Source organism: Pseudomonas sp. WS 5079 (assembly GCF_012985465.1).
Lineage (GTDB): Bacteria > Pseudomonadota > Gammaproteobacteria > Pseudomonadales > Pseudomonadaceae > Aquipseudomonas.
This window is the reverse complement of record NZ_JAAQWN010000006.1, coordinates 263,187-280,675: the sequence shown is the minus strand read 5'-3', so window position 1 is coordinate 280,675 and position 17,489 is coordinate 263,187. Positions and strand designations below refer to the sequence as shown.

The window sequence follows — 17,489 nt, the reverse complement described above, 5'->3', positions numbered from 1 at the left end:
CATGACCACCCATGTAATCAGCCTGGTATCCATAGGCGCCCACCCGACCTCCGGCCGTCCGCGCCGCGCCGAACAGGATGCCCGCGCCGTCGAGCTGGGGCTGCAACTGGCTGGGGATAACCTGCAAGTCCTGCATGCCGGCGACATCGCCGAACCGACCCTGCGCGCCTACCTGGGCATGGGGCTGGCGCAGTTGCACGTGCTGGAACAACCGGCTGGCGCCGATGCCTTGCCGGTACTCGGTGACTACCTGCGGGACGCTGGCGCCCAGGTGGTGCTCACCGGCAGCCAGGCCGAAACCGGCGAAGGCTCGGGCATGTTGCCGTTCCTGTTGGCCGAGCAACTGGGCTGGCCGCTGATCGTCGGCCTGGCCCAGGTGGAGTCCATCGACAGCGGCGTGGCCCTTGTGCTGCAAGCGCTGCCTCGCGGGCAGCGGCGGCGCCTGAAGGTGCGCCTGCCCTTTTTGGCCACGGTGGATAACGCCGCGCCCAAGCCTCGGCAAAGCGCCTACGGCCCGGCCCAGCGTGGCGTGCTGCAGGAGCACGACGTGCAGGTGGTGGACGATGAGTTATTCACAGGCGCCGTGCTGCAACCGGCCAAGCCTCGGCCCAAGCGACTCAAGGTGATCAAGGCCAAGAGCGGCGCCGACCGCATGAAAGCCGCCACGGCCAAGGCCAGTGGTGGCGGTGGGCAGGTGCTCAAGGGGGTGAGCCCTGAGGCGGGTGCCGAGGCGATTCTCAAGCTGTTGGTCGAAGAGGGCGTGGTGCGCTGACCCTGTAGGAGCTGGCTTGCCTGCGATGGCGTCACCTGGGTGTAACTGAAAAACCGCGGTGCCTGCATCGCAGGCAAGCCAGCTCCTACAGGGTTTGCGGTGTTACCCACAATCCCTGTTAGCCCAGCTGTGGATAACCTGTTCGCGGCTGTCCACACCCCATGTAAATCAAGCCCTGTAGCCCTCTGTACGAAAAACAACCAACCTAAGCGACGGTTTTTACTGGGCTTTTTCTGTGGATAAGGAAAAAGCTCGGCTCATAGTTGCCCCCAAAGTCTGTTGGTGCTTCTGTGGATAAGATGTTCGCTACCCGCTACAGGTCATGTGAATAAAGGCTTGCAGTGAGTTGGTTGAAATATGATCAATATCGCCATTTCAATCGGTTTACGCGCGTAAAGCCTCGATTTTGCTCGGTTGCAGGCGGTTTTCCACAGAATGGCCGAAGTTGCCCCCAAAGTCTGTTGGCGCTTCTGTGGATAAGGTGTTTGCGATCCGCTACAGGCCATATAAAACGTGGCTTGTACGCTTCTGATTAAAAAATGATCAATGTTCGATCAAACCCGCTGCTTTGAATAAGTCACGGATTTTCTTGGTTTTATTTCAAGGAGATAAGGCAGTTGCCCACAATTACTGTGGGTGGCTTTGTGGATAAGTTGTTGGGGGATGGCTGGAGGGCAGGGTAATAGCGGGCTGGAGGCGCGATGATTAATTTCTGACCAGATGAGTAACCAAATGTAGGAGCGGGCTTGCCCGCGATTACGGTGGGTCAGCCAACAAATCTGTGACTGATACACCGCAATCGCGGGCAAGCCCGCTCCCACACAAGCCCCACAGTTTGATCTCTGGTGTGTCCGTTATTCGTGAGCGGCGACACCTTTAAGGTACGGCGCTGGCGCCGCTCCCAGGTTGTTCAACATGCGTTCGCTGTACCAGTCCACAAAGTTCACCACACCAAACTCATAGGTCTTGGAGTACGGCCCCGGCTGGTAAGCGGTGGAGTTGATCCCGCGCTGGTTCTCTTCGGCCAGGCGCCGGTCCTGGTCGTTGGTGGCGTCCCACACCTGGCGCATGCGGTCGACGTCATAGTCCACGCCTTCCACGGCGTCCTTGTGGACAATCCATTTGGTGGTGACCATGGTTTCCTGGGCGCTGATCGGCCACACGGTAAACACGATGATGTGATCACCCATGCAGTGGTTCCACGAGTGGGGCAGGTGCAGGATGCGCATCGAGCCCAGGTCGGGGTTCTTGATCCGGCCCATCAGTTTCTTGCAGCCCTGCTTGCCATCCAGGGTCATGGACACGGTGCCCTTGAGCAACGGCATGCGCACGATGCGGTTACGCAGGCCGAAGCTGGCGTGGGCGTAAGGGATCTTCTCGGCGTCCCAGGCGGCGGCGGAGGCGGCGACGTGGTCCTTGAAGGCCTGGTCGGCCCGTGGGTCGGTGACGTCGTCCCATTCCAGCAGGGTTTTCAGCAGTTCGGGGTGCGAGGCGTTGCAGTGGTAGCACTCGCGGTTGTTTTCCAGCACCAGTTTCCAGTTGGCTTTTTCGAACAAGGTGGTCTGGATCGCCACCTTGGTGTTCTCCATGTCGTAGGGTTCCATGTAGTGGTTCAGCGTCGACAAAAAGTCATCGATGGCCGGCGGGTTCTCGGCCAGGCTGATGAAGATGTAGCCGCCGGCGGTCTTCACGTTCACCGGTTTGAGGCCGTACTGCTTCATGTCGAAGTCAGGGCCCATCTCGGTGCCGGCGAACAGCAGGCGCCCGTCCAGTTCGTAGGTCCACTGGTGGTAATGGCATACGAGCTTGGCGACCTTGCCCTTGTCGCTGGTGCACAAGCGCGAGCCGCGGTGGCGGCAGACGTTGTGGAAGGCATGCACCACGCCCTCGGCGCCACGGATCACGATGATCGGGTTCTTGCCGATCTGCAGGGTCAGGTAGTTGCCCTTGCTGGGGATCTCGCAGGTCATGCCGGCGATCAACCATTCCTTCTGGAAGATCTCCTGCATGTCGATATCGAACAGGCGCTGGTCAGAGTAAAACGGCTGTGGCAGTGAAAAAGTGCGCTCGCGCTCCTGCAGCATTTGCGCGGTGGCCTTGCGTGCGGGTTCCAGCGGATCGCCCAAGCTCAAGGTTGCGGTGACGTCCATCGTGTGTGTCCTCAAGGCCATTCTGTGTGGCCGCGATAAGTGGCTAATCAGGTTTGCAGCAAGGCGTAAAGAAAGCGTCGTTGTTGGCTGCGAGTGTGGGCCCGGCGCTGCCCGCAACCTTGTCCATTAACGACATGGCCCACTCTGTTCCCGACGCGAAACCCCAGTGGTATGGGGGCTGGTCGCGATAAGTATGCGAATGTCGCAGATAGGTAAATGGCAGGTTGCGGCCTTACGCAGAATCGCCAGCATCAAGCCGAACTACGGCCGTGGAGAACAGCATGTCCAACAGCTTCCTGAATCCTGTCACCACCCAGACCTGGGCCAATGGTCGGCACATCGTCCGTTGCGTCAAAGTCATCCAGGAAACCTGGGATGTGCGCACCTTCTGCTTTATGGCCGACCAGCCGATCCTGTTCTTTTTCAAGCCGGGGCAGTTCGTCACCCTGGAGCTGGAAATCGACGGCCAGCCGATCATGCGCTCGTACACCATCTCCAGCTCGCCGTCGGTGCCCTACAGCTTCTCGGTGACGATCAAGCGCGTGCCCGGTGGCAAGGTTTCCAACTGGCTGCACGACACCCTGCACGAAGGCCAGGAACTGGCAGTACACGGGCCGGTCGGGCTGTTCAACGCCATCGACTTCAGCAACCCCAAGGTGCTGTACCTGAGCGGCGGCGTGGGGATCACCCCGGTGATGTCCATGGCGCGCTGGTATTACGACACCAACGCCAATGTCGACATGGTGTTCGTGCACAGCGCCCGGTCACCCAAAGACATCATCTACCACCGCGAGCTGGAGCATATGGCCTCGCGCATCGACAACTTCAGCCTGCACCTGATCTGCGAGAAGCACGGCCTGGGCGAACCGTGGGCCGGATATCGGGGCTACCTCAACCAGAAAATGCTCGAACTGATGGTGCCGGACTTCCTTGAGCGCGAAGTGTTCTGCTGCGGCCCTACGCCCTATATGAACGCGGTCAAGCGCCTGCTGGAAGCCAATGGCTTTGACATGACCCGCTACCACGAGGAGTCCTTCGGTGCGACCCCGCCAGAGGCGCGTGCCGATGCGGTGGAGCAAGCCGAACAGGCGGCCGATGCGCCAGAAATCGACCTGGCGGACTTGCACCAGGTGGAGTTCATCTCGTCGGGCAAAAGTATCCGTGTGGCCCCTGGGGAAACCGTGCATGCGGCAGCGGCCAAGCTCGGCCTGCTGATCCCCAAGGCCTGCGGCATGGGCATTTGCGGCACGTGCAAGGTGATGAAACTGGGCGGGGAAGTAGAAATGGAGCACAACGGCGGGATTACCGAGGAAGACGAAGCCGAGGGCTACATCCTGTCGTGCTGCAGCGTGCCGAAGGGCGATGTGCGGATCGAGTTCTGATAGATCGTGTGATCGTTCCCACGTGGAGCGTGGGAGCGATCAGGGGAGTTAACGGGCGGATCAGTACAACTGCGGCCGACGGTCCTGGTGCACGTGGTTGTGCTCGCTGATGAACTTGTCCCTGGCCTGGGTCAGGGGCAGGTCGGCCACCAGGCGTTGTTCGTTCTGATGTGAGACCGCTCCGGCCAATGGGTAGCCATCGGCATCGACAATGACGGATCCCCCAATCCAGTTGACCCCCCGCTCTTCGCCATGGCGATCGCATGCGGCGATAAACATCCGGTTGACCGCCGCATTGGCCTGGACCCGCACGATTTCTGCCGGTCTTTCACCGGCTGGGCGCGGGCCGTCCGGCCAGTTCACCGGCACACAGAGCAGGTCGGCCCCGGACAGGGCTGCCAGGCGTACCCACTCCGGCAGTTCCAGGTCGTAGCAGATCATGACAGCGATCCGTCCAGCGGCGGTTTCCACCACCGGTGGCGGTTCAGTTCCGGGGGTGAAGATCAATTTCTCGCGATCCCACAAGTGCGCCTTGCGATACACCGTCAGCCTGCCGCCCGGCTCTATCAGCGCGGCGCTGTTGGCCACCTGGCCTGCCGCCAGGCGCTCACAAAAGCCGGCCACGACAATGATGCCCAGTTCGCTCGCGAGGGTTTTCCAGCGGGTGAGTGTCGGGCCGTCCAGCTCCTCGGACACTGCCAGGGCTTCCTCCCGGTCATTGAACGCGTAGCCGCTTTGCATCAGCTCCGGCAACACCAGCACTTGCGCGCCCAGCGCCGCCGCACCGCGAATGGCCTTGGCGCTGAGTGCGCGGTTGTGTTCCACATCGGCGATACGCGGGGCGAGTTGATCACAGACGACACGTAGGGTGTTCATGGCTTACCACCTTCCAACATGGCCTCGCTGGCGGCAATGGCACGGTGTTCGGCATCGCGGTCAAGGTTGCGGCTCATCAGGCAATAGATAAGCGCGGAAACGCCCAGGCCGATCACGAAGGCGATATCGGCCCCGCCCAGCGCCACGGCGGCCGGCCCTTCATAGAAACTCAACGACATGAACGGGATCATCGACACCAGGCCCAGGCAGTACGCGACCAAGCCCGCCTTGCCCCATAGGCCATAGATGCCGGCGGGGTTGAAGATATCGCTGATGGCGTATTGGCCTTTGCGCACCAGGTAGAAGTCGGCGAGGTTGACGGCAGTCCATGGCACCAGGAAGTACAACATCAGCAGCACGAACGTGTTGAAGCTGGCCAGATAGCTATCGGGAATGCTCAAGGCGATCAGGAAAATGATCACTGCCACCAGGCCGATGCCGATGACCCGGCTCTTGAGGCGCGGCTGGATTTTCACGAAACCGTCGATGGCACTGATGCCGGTCAGCATCGCGCCATAGCAATTGACCGCCATGATGCCAATCAGCGCCGGCACCGCGATTAGCACGGTCAAGGTGCCGAAGCCAGGAATCACCTGGTTGCCCACCGTGCGCACGCTGGCGATGGCATCGGGCGAGGGCAGGGCCGAGGCCAGGAACGCGCCCAGAGACATCAGCCACAGCGCCGAGCCGGCAGCCCCCAGGTAGGTCCAGAAAATCACCCGGCGCGACGGGGTTTGATGGGGCAGGTAGCGCGAGTAGTCCGATACATACACGGCGTAGCTGATCTGATAACCGGCAGCGGCGCTGAGCTGGATCAGGAACGCCGACCAGGAGAAATGCGCCTCGGCCACTGCGGCATCGGCCGACAGGCTCATCAGGGCGGCAACGGTCAGCACTGCGAATACGCTGATCATCACGTAGGTCAGCCAGCGTTGCACAGTGTGCAGCAGGTCATGGCCGATCACGGCAATCATCACCGCGAGGATGATCATCAACGCATACCACGGCGCCCGGCTGCCCGGCAGCACCGTGTTGATGGCGTCGGTGGCGAGAATCACGTTGAACACATTGAAGCCGATGTACACAAAGATCACCGCGACAAACGGTACGATAGCGCCGCGCAGCCCGAACTGGGCCCGTGACTGGATCATCTGCGGCAAGCCCATGCGCGGGCCCTGGTTGGCGTGGAAGGCCATGGCAAAGGTGCCCAGGCCCACGCCGATGACAATCGCCAGGATCGCGTAGACCAGGCTCAAGCCCAGTGCGGCGCCGGTGAACCCGGTGACCATGGTGGTGAGGACGAAGTTGCCGGTGAACCAGAAGGGTCCCTGATGCCAGACTTTGCCGTGCCGTTCGTTGCGCGGCACATAGTCAATGGAACGGGTCTCGATTTTTGGGCGAGGGGCGACGCAGGGAACCGTCTTGTCAGATAGGGCGTTCATAGATTCACGGCTTGTTTTTATAGTGAGTGCCGCAGCATCGGGCAACTGATGGCCCGATTAAATCCTGATCTATAAATAATCACTTCAGACTTTCCTTAAGTAATGGCTTTTGCGCGTGGGGGGCGATGGAGCCGTTCTTTCTTATTGCAAAGCGATCTAATTGTGGCGAGGACGGTCTACTAGGCTGGCTCTTAGTCTCGTCGCATTCGCCTTTAGCCTTGTAGTAGAGGGTGGACATTTACCCAACCTGCAAGGACGCCATCATGTCTGCGATTCCCTCCCGCTCCCAAGGTGCTCAGCGGCTTTTGAACAAAAATGTCACGGCGCTGATTCCTGACTTTCCGTTTCATTACGCCCGCTATTTATGGCAGGCCGCGATCCTTAAAAAGCCCCTGGCCCAAGTTGCCGCGCAGCATCTTGGCGAGCAGGTGTTGATCGTCGGTGCCGGCGTGTCCGGGCTGGTGGCAGCCTACGAGGCGATGCGCATGGGCCTGCATCCGATAGTGGTGGAAGCTTCGGGGCGCATTGGCGGGCGGCTCTATTCCCATGTGCTGGGTGATCGCAACGACCCACAAGGCCGGGTGATCTGTGAACTGGGGGCGATGCGCTTCCCCAAGTCCGGCAAGGCGTTGATGCACTACTTTGCCAAGGTCGGGATGAGCGCCAACTCGGCGGATTTCCCTAACCCCGGCTCGCCCGCCGCCCCCAGTACCCTCGTCGATTACGAGAACGAGCAGACCTACTACGAACGCAATGACCTGCCGCAAAAATACAGGCGAATCGAAGATATGTTCTTCGGCGAATTCCTTGAACAAGACCCGATCCGGTTCACCGACATGGAAAACGCGATGCAGGAAACGGCAGTGGACCAAGGTGAAATCAAAGCGATCTGGAATACGATCCTCAGGGCGGGCTGGGATGACCTGAGTTTCTATGCCGCCATGGTCGAGCAAGCCAAGTGGAGCCGCGAAGACATTGACCTGTTTGGCCAGATAGGCTTCGGCACTGGCGGCTGGAACACCGACTATCCGAACTGTTTCCTGGAAGTGTTGCGGGTGTTGTACACCGGCCTGGATACCAACCACACGTTGATGTATGACGGTTCCAGCGAGCTGCCCCTGCGCCTATGGAGCCGCACGCCGGCTTCGTTCGGCGACACCCAGGTCCATTGGCCGGCAGGCACGACGGTGGAGAGTTTGACGCGGCGGGAGATTGCTGACCCTCTCAACCAGGAAGTCCGGCAGATCCACCGCCTGGCCGATGGCACGTTCGATGTGTACCTGCATGACAACAAATAGGGTGGAGACACCCTGCGTAACTTTAAAAGTGTGATTTATACGCCTCACGTGCGAGTGCTCGACAAGTTCCGCTATATGGATGGCAAAGAGCGCTTTACGCCGATGAACAACTTACTGCCCCAGGCTACCTGGGAAGCGGTGATGTATACCCATTACATGCAATCGGCAAAGATCTTCGCCAACACTCGACGGCCGTTTTGGAATGATGTCGAGAACGGTCGCTACAAGATGAGTGTGACCTTGTCGGACCGCCTTACCCGTGGCACCTATCTGCTGGACTATGCCCCAAGCAACGGGGTGAACAAGGGCAGCGGCATGTTTCTCTCATATACCTGGAACGATGACAGCCTGAAGTTCCTTGGCGACCGCAGCGCGCCGTTGCCGTCTCATGTCGATTTGTGTACGACCTTACTCGATACGGTGTATGCCGACACGCAACTAAACCTGGCGGCCGAGTTCGGCATGGTTGATCCTTTTATCGAGATCAACTGGGAAAATGAGCCGTTCTACCTGTGTGCCTTCAAGATGAACCTGCCGGGGCAGTATGAGTATCAAAGACTGCTGTTTTCCCAGTTCATGAGTGGTGTAAAGGAGGGCGCGCCGGACGGTTTCATTCTGTCTGGAGATGATATTTCCTGGACCGGGGGCTGGGCCGAGGGCGGGGTGACGACGGCGTTGAATGCGGTGAACAAGTTGGCGGTCAAGTTTGGCGGTGGGACGATCGAACACAATCCCGGGCCGATTGATCAGTGGGACGCATTACAACCTCTCCAGTTGTAGGCAACAACGTGCCGGCGATGGCGCCCTCAGGGTCGCCATCGCCGGCACGCCGGCTCCTTCGGGGGGAGATCAGGCGCCCATCACCTCACGAATATCCGCCGCCAGTTCTCGTACCCGCTCTTCCTCGGTATCCCACGCACACATGAAGCGCGCGCCGCCCTTGCCGATGAAGGTGTAGAAGCGCCAGCCCTTGGCCGTCAGCGCGGCGATGGCCGGCTCCGAGAGTTGCAGGAACACGCCGTTGGCCTGCACCGGGAACATCAATTCCACGCCGGGAATATCCGCCACCAGGCTGCTGAGCAACTGGGCGCAGTGGTTGGCGTGGCGTGCATGTTTGAGCCAGGCGTCGTTTTCCAGCAGGCCGACCCACGGGGCTGACAAAAAGCGCATTTTCGACGCCAACTGGCCGGCCTGTTTGCAGCGGTAGTCGAAGTCTTCCGCCAGCTTGTGGTTGAAGAACAGGATCGCTTCACCCACCGCCATGCCGTTCTTGGTGCCGCCAAAGCACAGCACATCCACACCGGCTTTCCAGGTCAGGTCGGCAGGTGAGCAGCCGAGGAACGCGCAGGCGTTGGAGAAACGCGCACCGTCCATGTGCAGGTTCAGCCCCAGTTCCTTGCAGGTGACGCTGATGGCGCGGATTTCTTGCGGGGTGTACACGCTGCCCACTTCGGTGGCCTGGGTCAGGGTCACGACGCGTGGCTTGGGGTAGTGGATGTCCTGGCGCTTGAGGGCGATCTCGCGGATGGATTCGGGGGTCAGCTTGCCGTTTTCGGTACGCGCGGTGAGCAGCTTGGAGCCGTTGGAGAAAAACTCCGGTGCGCCACATTCGTCGGTCTCGACGTGGGCGGTTTCCGAGCAAATCACGCTATGGTAGCTCTGGCACAAGGAAGACAGGGCCAGGGAGTTGGCCGCTGTTCCGTTGAAGGCGAAGAACACTTCACAGTCGGTTTCGAACAGTTTGCGGAAACCGTCGGCAGCACGATGGGTCCATTCATCGTCGCCATAGGCGCGTTGGTGGCCCTGGTTGGCGAGCTCCATGGCGGCCCAGGCTTCCGGGCAGATCCCGGAATAGTTGTCGCTGGCAAATTGTTGGCTCTTGTCGGTCATGGCCCGTTCCTGTGGTCGATGTTGGTGCGCACTTTAACCAAGAATATCCGGCGGGCGCACGCACTGTTAATGCAAAGTCTCTGGGGAATTATGCACGGTACTGAAACGATTCCTTTGCAGCGCGGGCGCGATGGCGCTCTGGACCTGCTCAAATGGCTGGCGCTATTGAGCATGGTGCTCGACCACCTGCGTTATGTCGGTTTAAGCCTCGATGGCCTGTACGTGCCGGGGCGCCTGGCGTTCCCGTGGTTTTGCCTGGCGATTGCGGCCAATTTGCAGCGGGTCCGGGATGCGCCGGTCAGCGGGCAATGGCGTTACCTGGGCTGGTTGCTGCTGTTCAGCGTGATCAGCGAGGTGCCGTATCGGATGTTTATCGACGATGCCGATACATTGAACGTGCTGCCGACCCTGGCGCTGGGGCTACTGGTTGCCAGGGGATGGCAGCAGAAGACGAATTTTGACCGCGGATTGGCGCTGATCGCGCTGTTGATCGCCGGTACGTTCTCGGCGCAACTGATGTTCGGCTTTTTTGGTGTATTACTGCCGCTGGCGATGTTGCTGGTGTTCAGTCGCCCCTGGTATTTCAGCGTGTTGCCGGGGTTGGTGTGTGTAGCTGCCAATCAATGGCAGGTCTTACTCAATAGCGGCAATCTCGTCGCGATGCTCGGGTTGGCCGCATGCCTGATTGCGCCGCTCGCCGGGCTGGTCTTATTGCGACAGGTCACACATGTCTCACCGCCGGCTATGCGGCGCTGGGCGTATGCACTTTATCCCGCGCATTTCTTACTGCTGCTACTCCTTCGAAAGGTCATCACATAGTCCCTGTGGGAGCGGGCTTGCTCGCGAATGCGGTGGGCCAGCCAATGCATGTGCTGCCTGACACATCGCATTCGCGAGCAAGCCCGCTCCCACATTTGTTCGGTGTTGTTCTGGCCATGTCGTAAACGCACCTTTGCGTGGCGTGCGTAGGCATTTGACCTGCCTGCGCCAGCCCTACCATCGCATCAAAGGGCCCTGCACGGGCCTCAACAATACGAAAGGCTGGGAGAGACGCGATGTTCAGCAAACAAGACCAGATCCAGGGATATGACGACGCACTGCTGGCGGCCATGAATGCCGAGGAGCAGCGCCAGGAAGATCATATCGAGCTGATCGCGTCGGAGAACTACACCAGCAAGCGCGTGATGCAGGCCCAGGGCAGCGGCCTGACCAACAAATACGCCGAAGGCTACCCTGGCAAGCGCTACTACGGCGGCTGCGAGCATGTGGATAAGGTCGAGGCCCTGGCCATCGAGCGCGCCAAGCAACTGTTCGGCGCCGATTACGCCAACGTGCAGCCGCACTCCGGTTCGTCCGCCAACAGTGCGGTGTACCTGGCGCTGATCAATGCCGGTGACACCATCCTCGGCATGAGCCTGGCCCACGGCGGCCACCTGACCCACGGCGCCAAGGTGTCGTCCTCGGGCAAGCTGTACAACGCGGTGCAGTACGGCATCAACACCGACACCGGCCTGATCGACTACGACGAAGTCGAGCGCCTGGCCGTGGAACACAAACCGAAGATGGTCGTCGCCGGCTTCTCTGCCTACTCCAAGACCCTGGATTTCCCACGCTTTCGTCAGATTGCCGACAAGGTCGGCGCGCTGCTGTTCGTCGACATGGCCCACGTCGCCGGCCTGGTGGCGGCTGGCCTGTACCCGAACCCGCTGCCCTACGCCGATGTGGTCACCACCACCACCCACAAAACTCTGCGCGGTCCGCGGGGTGGCCTGATCCTGGCCAAGTCCAACGAAGAGATTGAGAAAAAACTCAACTCCGCGGTGTTCCCCGGCGCACAGGGTGGCCCGCTGATGCACGTGATCGCGGGCAAGGCTGTGTGCTTCAAGGAGGCGATGGAGCCAGGCTTCAAAGCCTATCAACAGCAGGTGATCGACAACGCCCAGGCCATGGCCAGCGTTTTTATCAAGCGTGGCTACGATGTAGTCTCCGGCGGCACCGATAACCACCTGTTCCTGGTCAGCCTGATCCGCCAGGGCCTCACCGGCAAGGACGCAGATGCCGCCCTCGGTCGCGCCCACATCACCGTCAACAAGAACGCGGTGCCCAACGACCCGCAGTCGCCGTTCGTGACCTCGGGCCTGCGCATCGGCACCCCGGCGGTGACCACCCGTGGCTTCAAGGTGGCGCAATGTGTGGAGCTGGCCGGCTGGATCTGCGACATCCTCGACAACCTCGGCGATGCCGACGTCGAGGCCAACGTGGCCAAGCACGTGTCTGCCCTGTGCGCGGATTTCCCGGTTTATCGCTGAGCGCGGTTTTGGAGTAATGCCTATGCAACGCTACTCGGGCTTCGGCCTCTTCAAACACTCCCTCAGCCACCACGAAAACTGGCAGAAGATGTGGCGCACGCCGACCCCGAAAAAGGTCTACGACGTGGTCATCGTCGGCGGCGGCGGGCATGGCCTGGCGACCGCTTACTACCTGGCCAAGGAGCACGGCATCACCAACGTGGCGGTGGTCGAGAAAGGCTGGCTGGGCGGCGGCAACACCGCGCGCAACACCACCATCGTGCGTTCCAACTACCTGTGGGATGAGTCGGCGCACCTGTATGAGCACGCGATGAAGCTCTGGGAAGGTCTGTCCCAGGACCTGAACTACAACGTGATGTTCTCCCAGCGTGGCGTCTACAACCTGTGCCACACCCTGCAGGACATTCGCGATTCCGAGCGCCGCGTGAGTGCCAACCGCCTCAACGGCGTGGACGGCGAGCTGCTCAATGCCAAGCAGGTCGCGGACGAGATCCCATACCTCGACTGCTCGAAAAACACCCGCTACCCGGTCCTCGGCGCCACCGTGCAACGGCGTGGCGGCGTGGCCCGTCACGATGCTGTGGCGTGGGGCTTTGCCCGTGCTGCCGATGCCTTGGGCGTGGACTTGATCCAGCAGACCGAAGTAATCGGCTTTCGTAAGGAAAACGGCGTGTGCATCGGCGTGGAGACCAACAAGGGCTTTATCGGCGCCAAGCGCGTTGGGGTGGTCACCGCAGGTAACTCCGGGCACATGGCTTCGCTGGCCGGGTTCCGCCTGCCGATCGAATCCCACCCGCTGCAAGCGCTGGTGTCGGAGCCGATCAAGCCGATTATCGACAGCGTGATCATGTCCAACGCCGTGCACGGCTACATCAGTCAGTCCGACAAGGGCGACCTGGTGATCGGCGCCGGTATCGACGGCTACAACGGCTACGGCCAGCGCGGCTCGTACCCGGTGATCGAACACACCATCCAGGCCATCGTCGAGATGTTCCCGGTGCTCTCGCGGGTGCGCATGAACCGCCAGTGGGGCGGCATCGTCGACACCACGCCGGACGCGTGCCCGATCATCTCCAAGACCCCGGTGCCGAACATGTTTTTCAACTGCGGCTGGGGCACCGGTGGCTTCAAGGCCACCCCCGGCTCAGGCAACGTATTTGCCGCGAGCCTGGCCAAGGGTGAGATGCACCCGCTGGCGGCACCTTTCTCCATCGACCGTTTCCACAACGGTGCGCTGATCGACGAACACGGCGCTGCGGCCGTCGCCCACTAACAGGAGAAATTCCCTATGTTGCATATCTTCTGTCCTCACTGTGGCGAACTGCGCTCCGAAGAGGAATTCCACGCCTCCGGCCAAGCGCACATCCCGCGCCCGCTGGACCCGAATGCCTGCACCGATCAAGAGTGGGGTGACTACATGTTCTTTCGCGATAACCCGCGCGGCCTGCACCACGAGCTGTGGATCCATGCCGCCGGTTGCCGCCAGTATTTCAACGCCACCCGCGACACCCTGACCTACGAAATTCTTGAAACCTACAAGATCGGTACCCAGCCGCAATTCACCGCCAAGGCTTCTGGAGAGAAGGTATGAGCCAGATCAATCGCCTGTCCAACGGTGGCCGCATCGACCGCAATAAAGTCCTGACGTTTACCTTCAACGGCCAGAGCTACAAAGGCTTTGAAGGCGACACCCTGGCCGCCGCCCTGCTGGCCAACGGCGTGGATATCATCGGCCGCAGCTTCAAGTACTCGCGCCCGCGCGGCATCTTTGCCGCCGGCGCCGAAGAACCGAACGCGGTGCTGCAGATCGGTGCCACCGAAGCCACGCAGATCCCCAACGTGCGCGCCACGCAACAGGCGTTGTACCAGGGCCTGGTGGCCACCAGCACCAACGGCTGGCCGAGCGTGAACAACGACATGATGGGCATCCTCGGCAAGGTCGGCGGCAAGCTGATGCCGCCGGGTTTCTACTACAAAACCTTCATGTACCCGCAATCGTTCTGGATGACCTACGAGAAGTACATCCGCAAGGCCGCCGGGCTTGGCCGCTCGCCGACCGAGAATGATCCGGACACCTACGACTACATGAACCGCCATTGCGACGTGCTGATCGTCGGCGCAGGCCCAGCGGGCCTGGCAGCGGCCCTGGCTGCTGCGCGCAGTGGGGCGCGGGTGATCATCGCCGATGAGCAGGAAGAATTCGGTGGGTCGCTGCTCGACTCGCGCGAAAGCCTCGACGGCAAGCCGGCGGCCGAGTGGGTCGCCAGCGTGATCGCCGAGCTCAAGGCCCTGCCGGATGTGGTGCTGCTGCCTCGCGCTACCGTCAATGGCTATCACGACCATAACTTCCTGACCATCCACGAGCGCCTCACCGATCACCTCGGCGACCGTGCGCCGATTGGCGTGGTACGCCAGCGTATCCACCGTGTGCGCGCCAAGCGTGTGGTGCTGGCGACCGGTGCCTGCGAGCGTCCGCTGGTGTACGGCAATAACGATGTGCCGGGCAATATGCTGGCGGGTGCGGTTTCGACCTACGTGCGCCGTTATGGCGTGGCGCCGGGTAAAAAGCTGCTGCTGTCGACCAACAATGATCACGCCTACCGTGTGGCGCTGGATTGGTTCGACGCTGGCCTCAGCGTGGTCGCGGTAGCCGATGCACGCCACAACCCACGCGGCGCGCTGGTGGAAGAGGCCCGCGCCAAAGGCATTCGCATCCTTACCGGCAGCGCCGTGATCGAAGCTCGTGGCAGCAAGCACGTCACTGGCGCCCGTGTGGCGGCCATCGACGTCAAAGCCCATAAGGTCACCAGCCCCGGCGAGTGGCTGGACTGCGACCTGGTGGCCAGCTCCGGCGGCTACAGCCCGGTGGTGCACTTGGCTTCGCACCTGGGCGGCAAGCCGACCTGGCGTGAAGATATCCTCGGTTTTGTACCGGGCCAAGCACCGCAAAAACGCGTGTGCGTGGGCGGTATCAATGGCGTCTACGGCCTGGGTGATTCCCTGGCCGATGGCTTTGAAGGCGGCGTGCGCGCGGCCAGCGAAGCCGGGCTTGCCCCGGTGGAAGGTACGCTGCCCAAGGCCCTGACGCGCCTGGAAGAGCCGACCCTGGCCTTGTTCCAGGTGCCTCACGAAAAAGCCACTGCACGGGCGCCCAAGCAATTTGTCGACCTGCAGAACGACGTCACCGCTGCCGCCATCGAACTGGCGACCCGCGAAGGCTTCGAGTCGGTGGAACACGTCAAGCGCTACACCGCGCTGGGCTTTGGCACCGACCAGGGCAAGCTGGGTAACGTCAACGGCCTGGCGATTGCCGCGCGCTCGCTGAACGTGACCATCCCGCAGATGGGCACCACCATGTTCCGCCCCAACTACACGCCGGTAACCTTCGGCGCGGTAGCGGGCCGGCACTGTGGGCATATCTTCGAGCCGGTGCGCTACACCGCGCTGCAAGCCTGGCACGTAAAAAACGGCGCCGAGTTCGAAGATGTCGGCCAGTGGAAACGCCCATGGTACTTCCCGCGCAACGGTGAAGACCTGCATGCGGCAGTCAAACGCGAATGCCTGGCCGTGCGCGACAGCGTCGGCCTGCTGGACGCCTCGACCCTGGGCAAGATCGACATCCAGGGCCCGGATGCCCGGGAGTTCCTCAACCGCATCTACAGCAACGCCTGGACCAAGCTCGACGTGGGCAAGGCGCGCTACGGCCTGATGTGCAAGGAAGACGGCATGGTCTTCGACGACGGCGTGACCGCCTGCCTTGCCGACAACCACTTCCTGATGACCACCACCACTGGCGGCGCCGCCCGCGTGCTGCAGTGGCTGGAAATCTACCAGCAGACCGAATGGCCGGACCTCAAGGTGTACTTCACCTCGGTCACCGATCACTGGGCGACCATGACCCTGTCCGGGCCCAACAGCCGCAAGCTGTTGAGCGAGGTCACCGATATCGACCTGGACAAGGACGGCTTCCCGTTCATGACCTGGAAAGAAGGCCTGGTGGGCGGTGTGCCGGCGCGGGTGTTCCGGATCTCGTTTACCGGTGAGCTGTCGTACGAAGTCAACGTGCAGGCCGACTACGCCATGGGCGTGCTCGAACAGATCGTCGAGGCCGGCAAACAGTACAACCTGACCCCATATGGCACCGAGACCATGCACGTGCTGCGGGCCGAGAAGGGCTTCATCATCGTCGGCCAGGACACCGACGGCTCGATGACCCCGGACGACCTGAACATGGGCTGGTGCGTGGGCCGTACCAAACCCTTCTCGTGGATCGGCTGGCGTGGGATGAACCGTGAGGATTGCGTGCGTGAAGAGCGCAAGCAACTGGTGGGCTTGAAGCCGATCGATCCGAAGGTGTGGCTGCCGGAAGGCGCGCAACTGGTGTTTGATCCGAAGCAGAGCATCCCGATGAAGATGGTCGGCCACGTCACCTCCAGCTATGCGCACAACTCCCTCGGCTATTCGTTTGCGATGGCGGTGGTCAAGGGCGGCTTGAAGCGATTGGGCGAGCGGGTGTTCTCGCCCCAGGCCGATGGCAGCGTGATCGAAGCGGAGATTGTGTCTTCGGTGTTCTTCGACCCGAAAGGCGATCGCCAAAACATCTGACACCACTCCCTGTAGGAGCCGGCTTGCCGGCGATGGCGTTTCGGAAATCGCCGCCAGGCTTGAGGGCCTCATCGCCGGCAAGCCGGCTCCTACAGGGGTTGTGGTGTTCATTGGAATTCAGATAGGTGCTTTATGACAGCAGCCAATGTGTACCAACAACGCCCCACCTCCGGCGCCAAGGCCGAGTCGTCGCTGCACCATGCCGACCTCGCCAGCCAGGTGGGCAAGGGCCGCAAGAACGCCGGCGTGACCGTGCGCGAAAAGAAACTCCTCGGCCACCTGACCCTGCGCGGCGACGGCCACGATGCGGCCTTCGCCGCTGGCGTGCACAAGGCCCTGGGCATCGAACTGCCCGGCGCCCTGCAGGTCATCGTCAAAGGCGAAACCAGCCTGCAATGGCTCGGCCCGGATGAGTGGTTGCTGATCGTGCCAGGCGGTGAAGAGTTTGCCGCCGAGCAAAACCTGCGTGCCGCCCTGGGCGATCTGCACATCCAGGTCGTCAACGTCAGCGGCGGCCAGCAGATCCTCGAACTCAGCGGCCCGAACGTGCGCGATGTGCTGATGAAGTCCACCAGCTACGACGTGCACCCCGACAACTTCCCGGTGGGCAAGGCAGTGGGCACGGTGTTCGCCAAGTCGCAGCTGGTGATCCGCCATACCGCCGAAGACACCTGGGAACTGCTGATCCGTCGCAGCTTCTCGGACTACTGGTGGTTGTGGTTGCAGGATGCCTCGGCCGAATTCGGCCTGAATGTCCAAGCCTGA

Annotated in this window: 12 protein-coding genes and 1 pseudogene; 9 read left to right on the top strand and 4 right to left on the bottom strand. The window is 61.4% G+C overall.

Translation table 11 applies throughout. The features are described 5' to 3' along the window. The first annotated feature begins 1 nt into the window (after nt 1). Nucleotides 2-772 carry an electron transfer flavoprotein subunit beta gene (locus HBO05_RS17890; protein ID WP_169953699.1) on the top strand — a complete coding sequence of 257 codons (771 nt, stop codon included), beginning with the start codon at nt 2-4 and terminating at the stop codon, nt 770-772. A gap of 854 nt (nt 773-1,626) precedes the next feature. On the opposite strand, the gene gbcA is transcribed toward HBO05_RS17890, so the two are convergent. Then, entirely contained in the window at nt 1,627-2,922 is a 1,296-nt protein-coding gene (gene gbcA / locus HBO05_RS17885) for a glycine-betaine demethylase subunit GbcA (protein ID WP_172313592.1), read from the bottom strand. 281 nt (nt 2,923-3,203) lie between these two features. Between gbcA and gbcB the strand changes: the two genes are divergently transcribed. After that, on the top strand, nt 3,204-4,304 hold the full coding sequence (gene gbcB / locus HBO05_RS17880; RefSeq protein ID WP_169953703.1) for a glycine-betaine demethylase subunit GbcB: 1,101 nt from the start codon (nt 3,204-3,206) through the stop codon (nt 4,302-4,304). Nucleotides 4,305-4,364: 60 nt separating this feature from the next. Here gbcB and HBO05_RS17875 read toward each other — a convergent pair whose 3' ends face one another. Then, nucleotides 4,365-5,180, bottom strand: a complete 816-nt coding sequence (locus HBO05_RS17875; protein ID WP_169953706.1) for a nitrilase family protein — start codon at nt 5,178-5,180, stop codon at nt 4,365-4,367. Continuing rightward, nucleotides 5,177-6,622 carry a cytosine permease gene (locus tag HBO05_RS17870; RefSeq protein ID WP_169953708.1) on the bottom strand — a complete coding sequence of 482 codons (1,446 nt, stop codon included), beginning with the start codon at nt 6,620-6,622 and terminating at the stop codon, nt 5,177-5,179. The genes HBO05_RS17875 and HBO05_RS17870 overlap by 4 nt, the downstream gene beginning before the upstream one ends. Before the next feature lie 263 nt (nt 6,623-6,885). Between HBO05_RS17870 and HBO05_RS17865 the strand changes: the two are divergent. Next, nucleotides 6,886-8,700 (top strand): annotated as a pseudogene (locus HBO05_RS17865) (NAD(P)/FAD-dependent oxidoreductase). Between the two features lie 69 nt (nt 8,701-8,769). Here the strand turns inward: HBO05_RS17865 and HBO05_RS17860 are convergent. Next, nucleotides 8,770-9,810 (bottom strand): low specificity L-threonine aldolase, encoded by a 1,041-nt coding sequence (locus tag HBO05_RS17860; RefSeq protein ID WP_169953713.1) that lies wholly within the window; start codon nt 9,808-9,810, stop codon nt 8,770-8,772. A 90-nt stretch (nt 9,811-9,900) separates the two neighbouring features. Here HBO05_RS17860 and HBO05_RS17855 point away from each other — a divergent pair, with 90 nt between their 5' ends. The 6 genes from HBO05_RS17855 to soxG all read left to right on the top strand — a co-directional run bounded on the left by HBO05_RS17855 (nt 9,901) and on the right by soxG (nt 17,489). Then, the gene (locus HBO05_RS17855) at nt 9,901-10,629 is read left to right on the top strand and encodes a TraX family protein (protein ID WP_169953843.1); all 729 of its coding nucleotides are present in this window, start codon (nt 9,901-9,903) and stop codon (nt 10,627-10,629) included. Between the two features lie 236 nt (nt 10,630-10,865). Continuing rightward, on the top strand, nt 10,866-12,119 hold the full coding sequence (locus tag HBO05_RS17850; RefSeq protein ID WP_029296971.1) for a serine hydroxymethyltransferase: 1,254 nt from the start codon (nt 10,866-10,868) through the stop codon (nt 12,117-12,119). A gap of 22 nt (nt 12,120-12,141) precedes the next feature. Continuing rightward, nucleotides 12,142-13,392 carry a sarcosine oxidase subunit beta gene (locus HBO05_RS17845; protein ID WP_010207084.1) on the top strand — a complete coding sequence of 417 codons (1,251 nt, stop codon included), beginning with the start codon at nt 12,142-12,144 and terminating at the stop codon, nt 13,390-13,392. Nucleotides 13,393-13,407: 15 nt separating this feature from the next. Further along, nucleotides 13,408-13,710: a sarcosine oxidase subunit delta gene (locus tag HBO05_RS17840; protein ID WP_169953715.1), complete on the top strand. Its 303-nt coding sequence runs from the start codon at nt 13,408-13,410 to the stop codon at nt 13,708-13,710. Further along, nucleotides 13,707-16,724, top strand: coding sequence for a sarcosine oxidase subunit alpha (locus HBO05_RS17835; RefSeq protein WP_172313590.1), 3,018 nt, complete (start codon nt 13,707-13,709; stop codon nt 16,722-16,724). The genes HBO05_RS17840 and HBO05_RS17835 overlap by 4 nt, the downstream gene beginning before the upstream one ends. 132 nt (nt 16,725-16,856) lie before the next feature. Then, the gene (gene soxG / locus HBO05_RS17830; RefSeq protein WP_169953719.1) at nt 16,857-17,489 is read left to right on the top strand and encodes a sarcosine oxidase subunit gamma family protein; all 633 of its coding nucleotides are present in this window, start codon (nt 16,857-16,859) and stop codon (nt 17,487-17,489) included.

Bases quoted from the DNA above. Each gene is read 5' to 3' on its own strand.
- HBO05_RS17890 (WP_169953699.1), top strand. From the start codon at position 2: ATGACCACCCATGTAATCAGCCTGGTATCCATAGGCGCCCACCCGACC.
- gbcA (WP_172313592.1), bottom strand. From the start codon at position 2,922: ATGGACGTCACCGCAACCTTGAGCTTGGGCGATCCGCTGGAACCCGCA.
- gbcB (WP_169953703.1), top strand. From the start codon at position 3,204: ATGTCCAACAGCTTCCTGAATCCTGTCACCACCCAGACCTGGGCCAAT.
- HBO05_RS17875 (WP_169953706.1), bottom strand. From the start codon at position 5,180: ATGAACACCCTACGTGTCGTCTGTGATCAACTCGCCCCGCGTATCGCC.
- HBO05_RS17870 (WP_169953708.1), bottom strand. From the start codon at position 6,622: ATGAACGCCCTATCTGACAAGACGGTTCCCTGCGTCGCCCCTCGCCCA.
- HBO05_RS17860 (WP_169953713.1), bottom strand. From the start codon at position 9,810: ATGACCGACAAGAGCCAACAATTTGCCAGCGACAACTATTCCGGGATC.
- HBO05_RS17855 (WP_169953843.1), top strand. From the start codon at position 9,901: ATGCACGGTACTGAAACGATTCCTTTGCAGCGCGGGCGCGATGGCGCT.
- HBO05_RS17850 (WP_029296971.1), top strand. From the start codon at position 10,866: ATGTTCAGCAAACAAGACCAGATCCAGGGATATGACGACGCACTGCTG.
- HBO05_RS17845 (WP_010207084.1), top strand. From the start codon at position 12,142: ATGCAACGCTACTCGGGCTTCGGCCTCTTCAAACACTCCCTCAGCCAC.
- HBO05_RS17840 (WP_169953715.1), top strand. From the start codon at position 13,408: ATGTTGCATATCTTCTGTCCTCACTGTGGCGAACTGCGCTCCGAAGAG.
- HBO05_RS17835 (WP_172313590.1), top strand. From the start codon at position 13,707: ATGAGCCAGATCAATCGCCTGTCCAACGGTGGCCGCATCGACCGCAAT.
- soxG (WP_169953719.1), top strand. From the start codon at position 16,857: ATGACAGCAGCCAATGTGTACCAACAACGCCCCACCTCCGGCGCCAAG.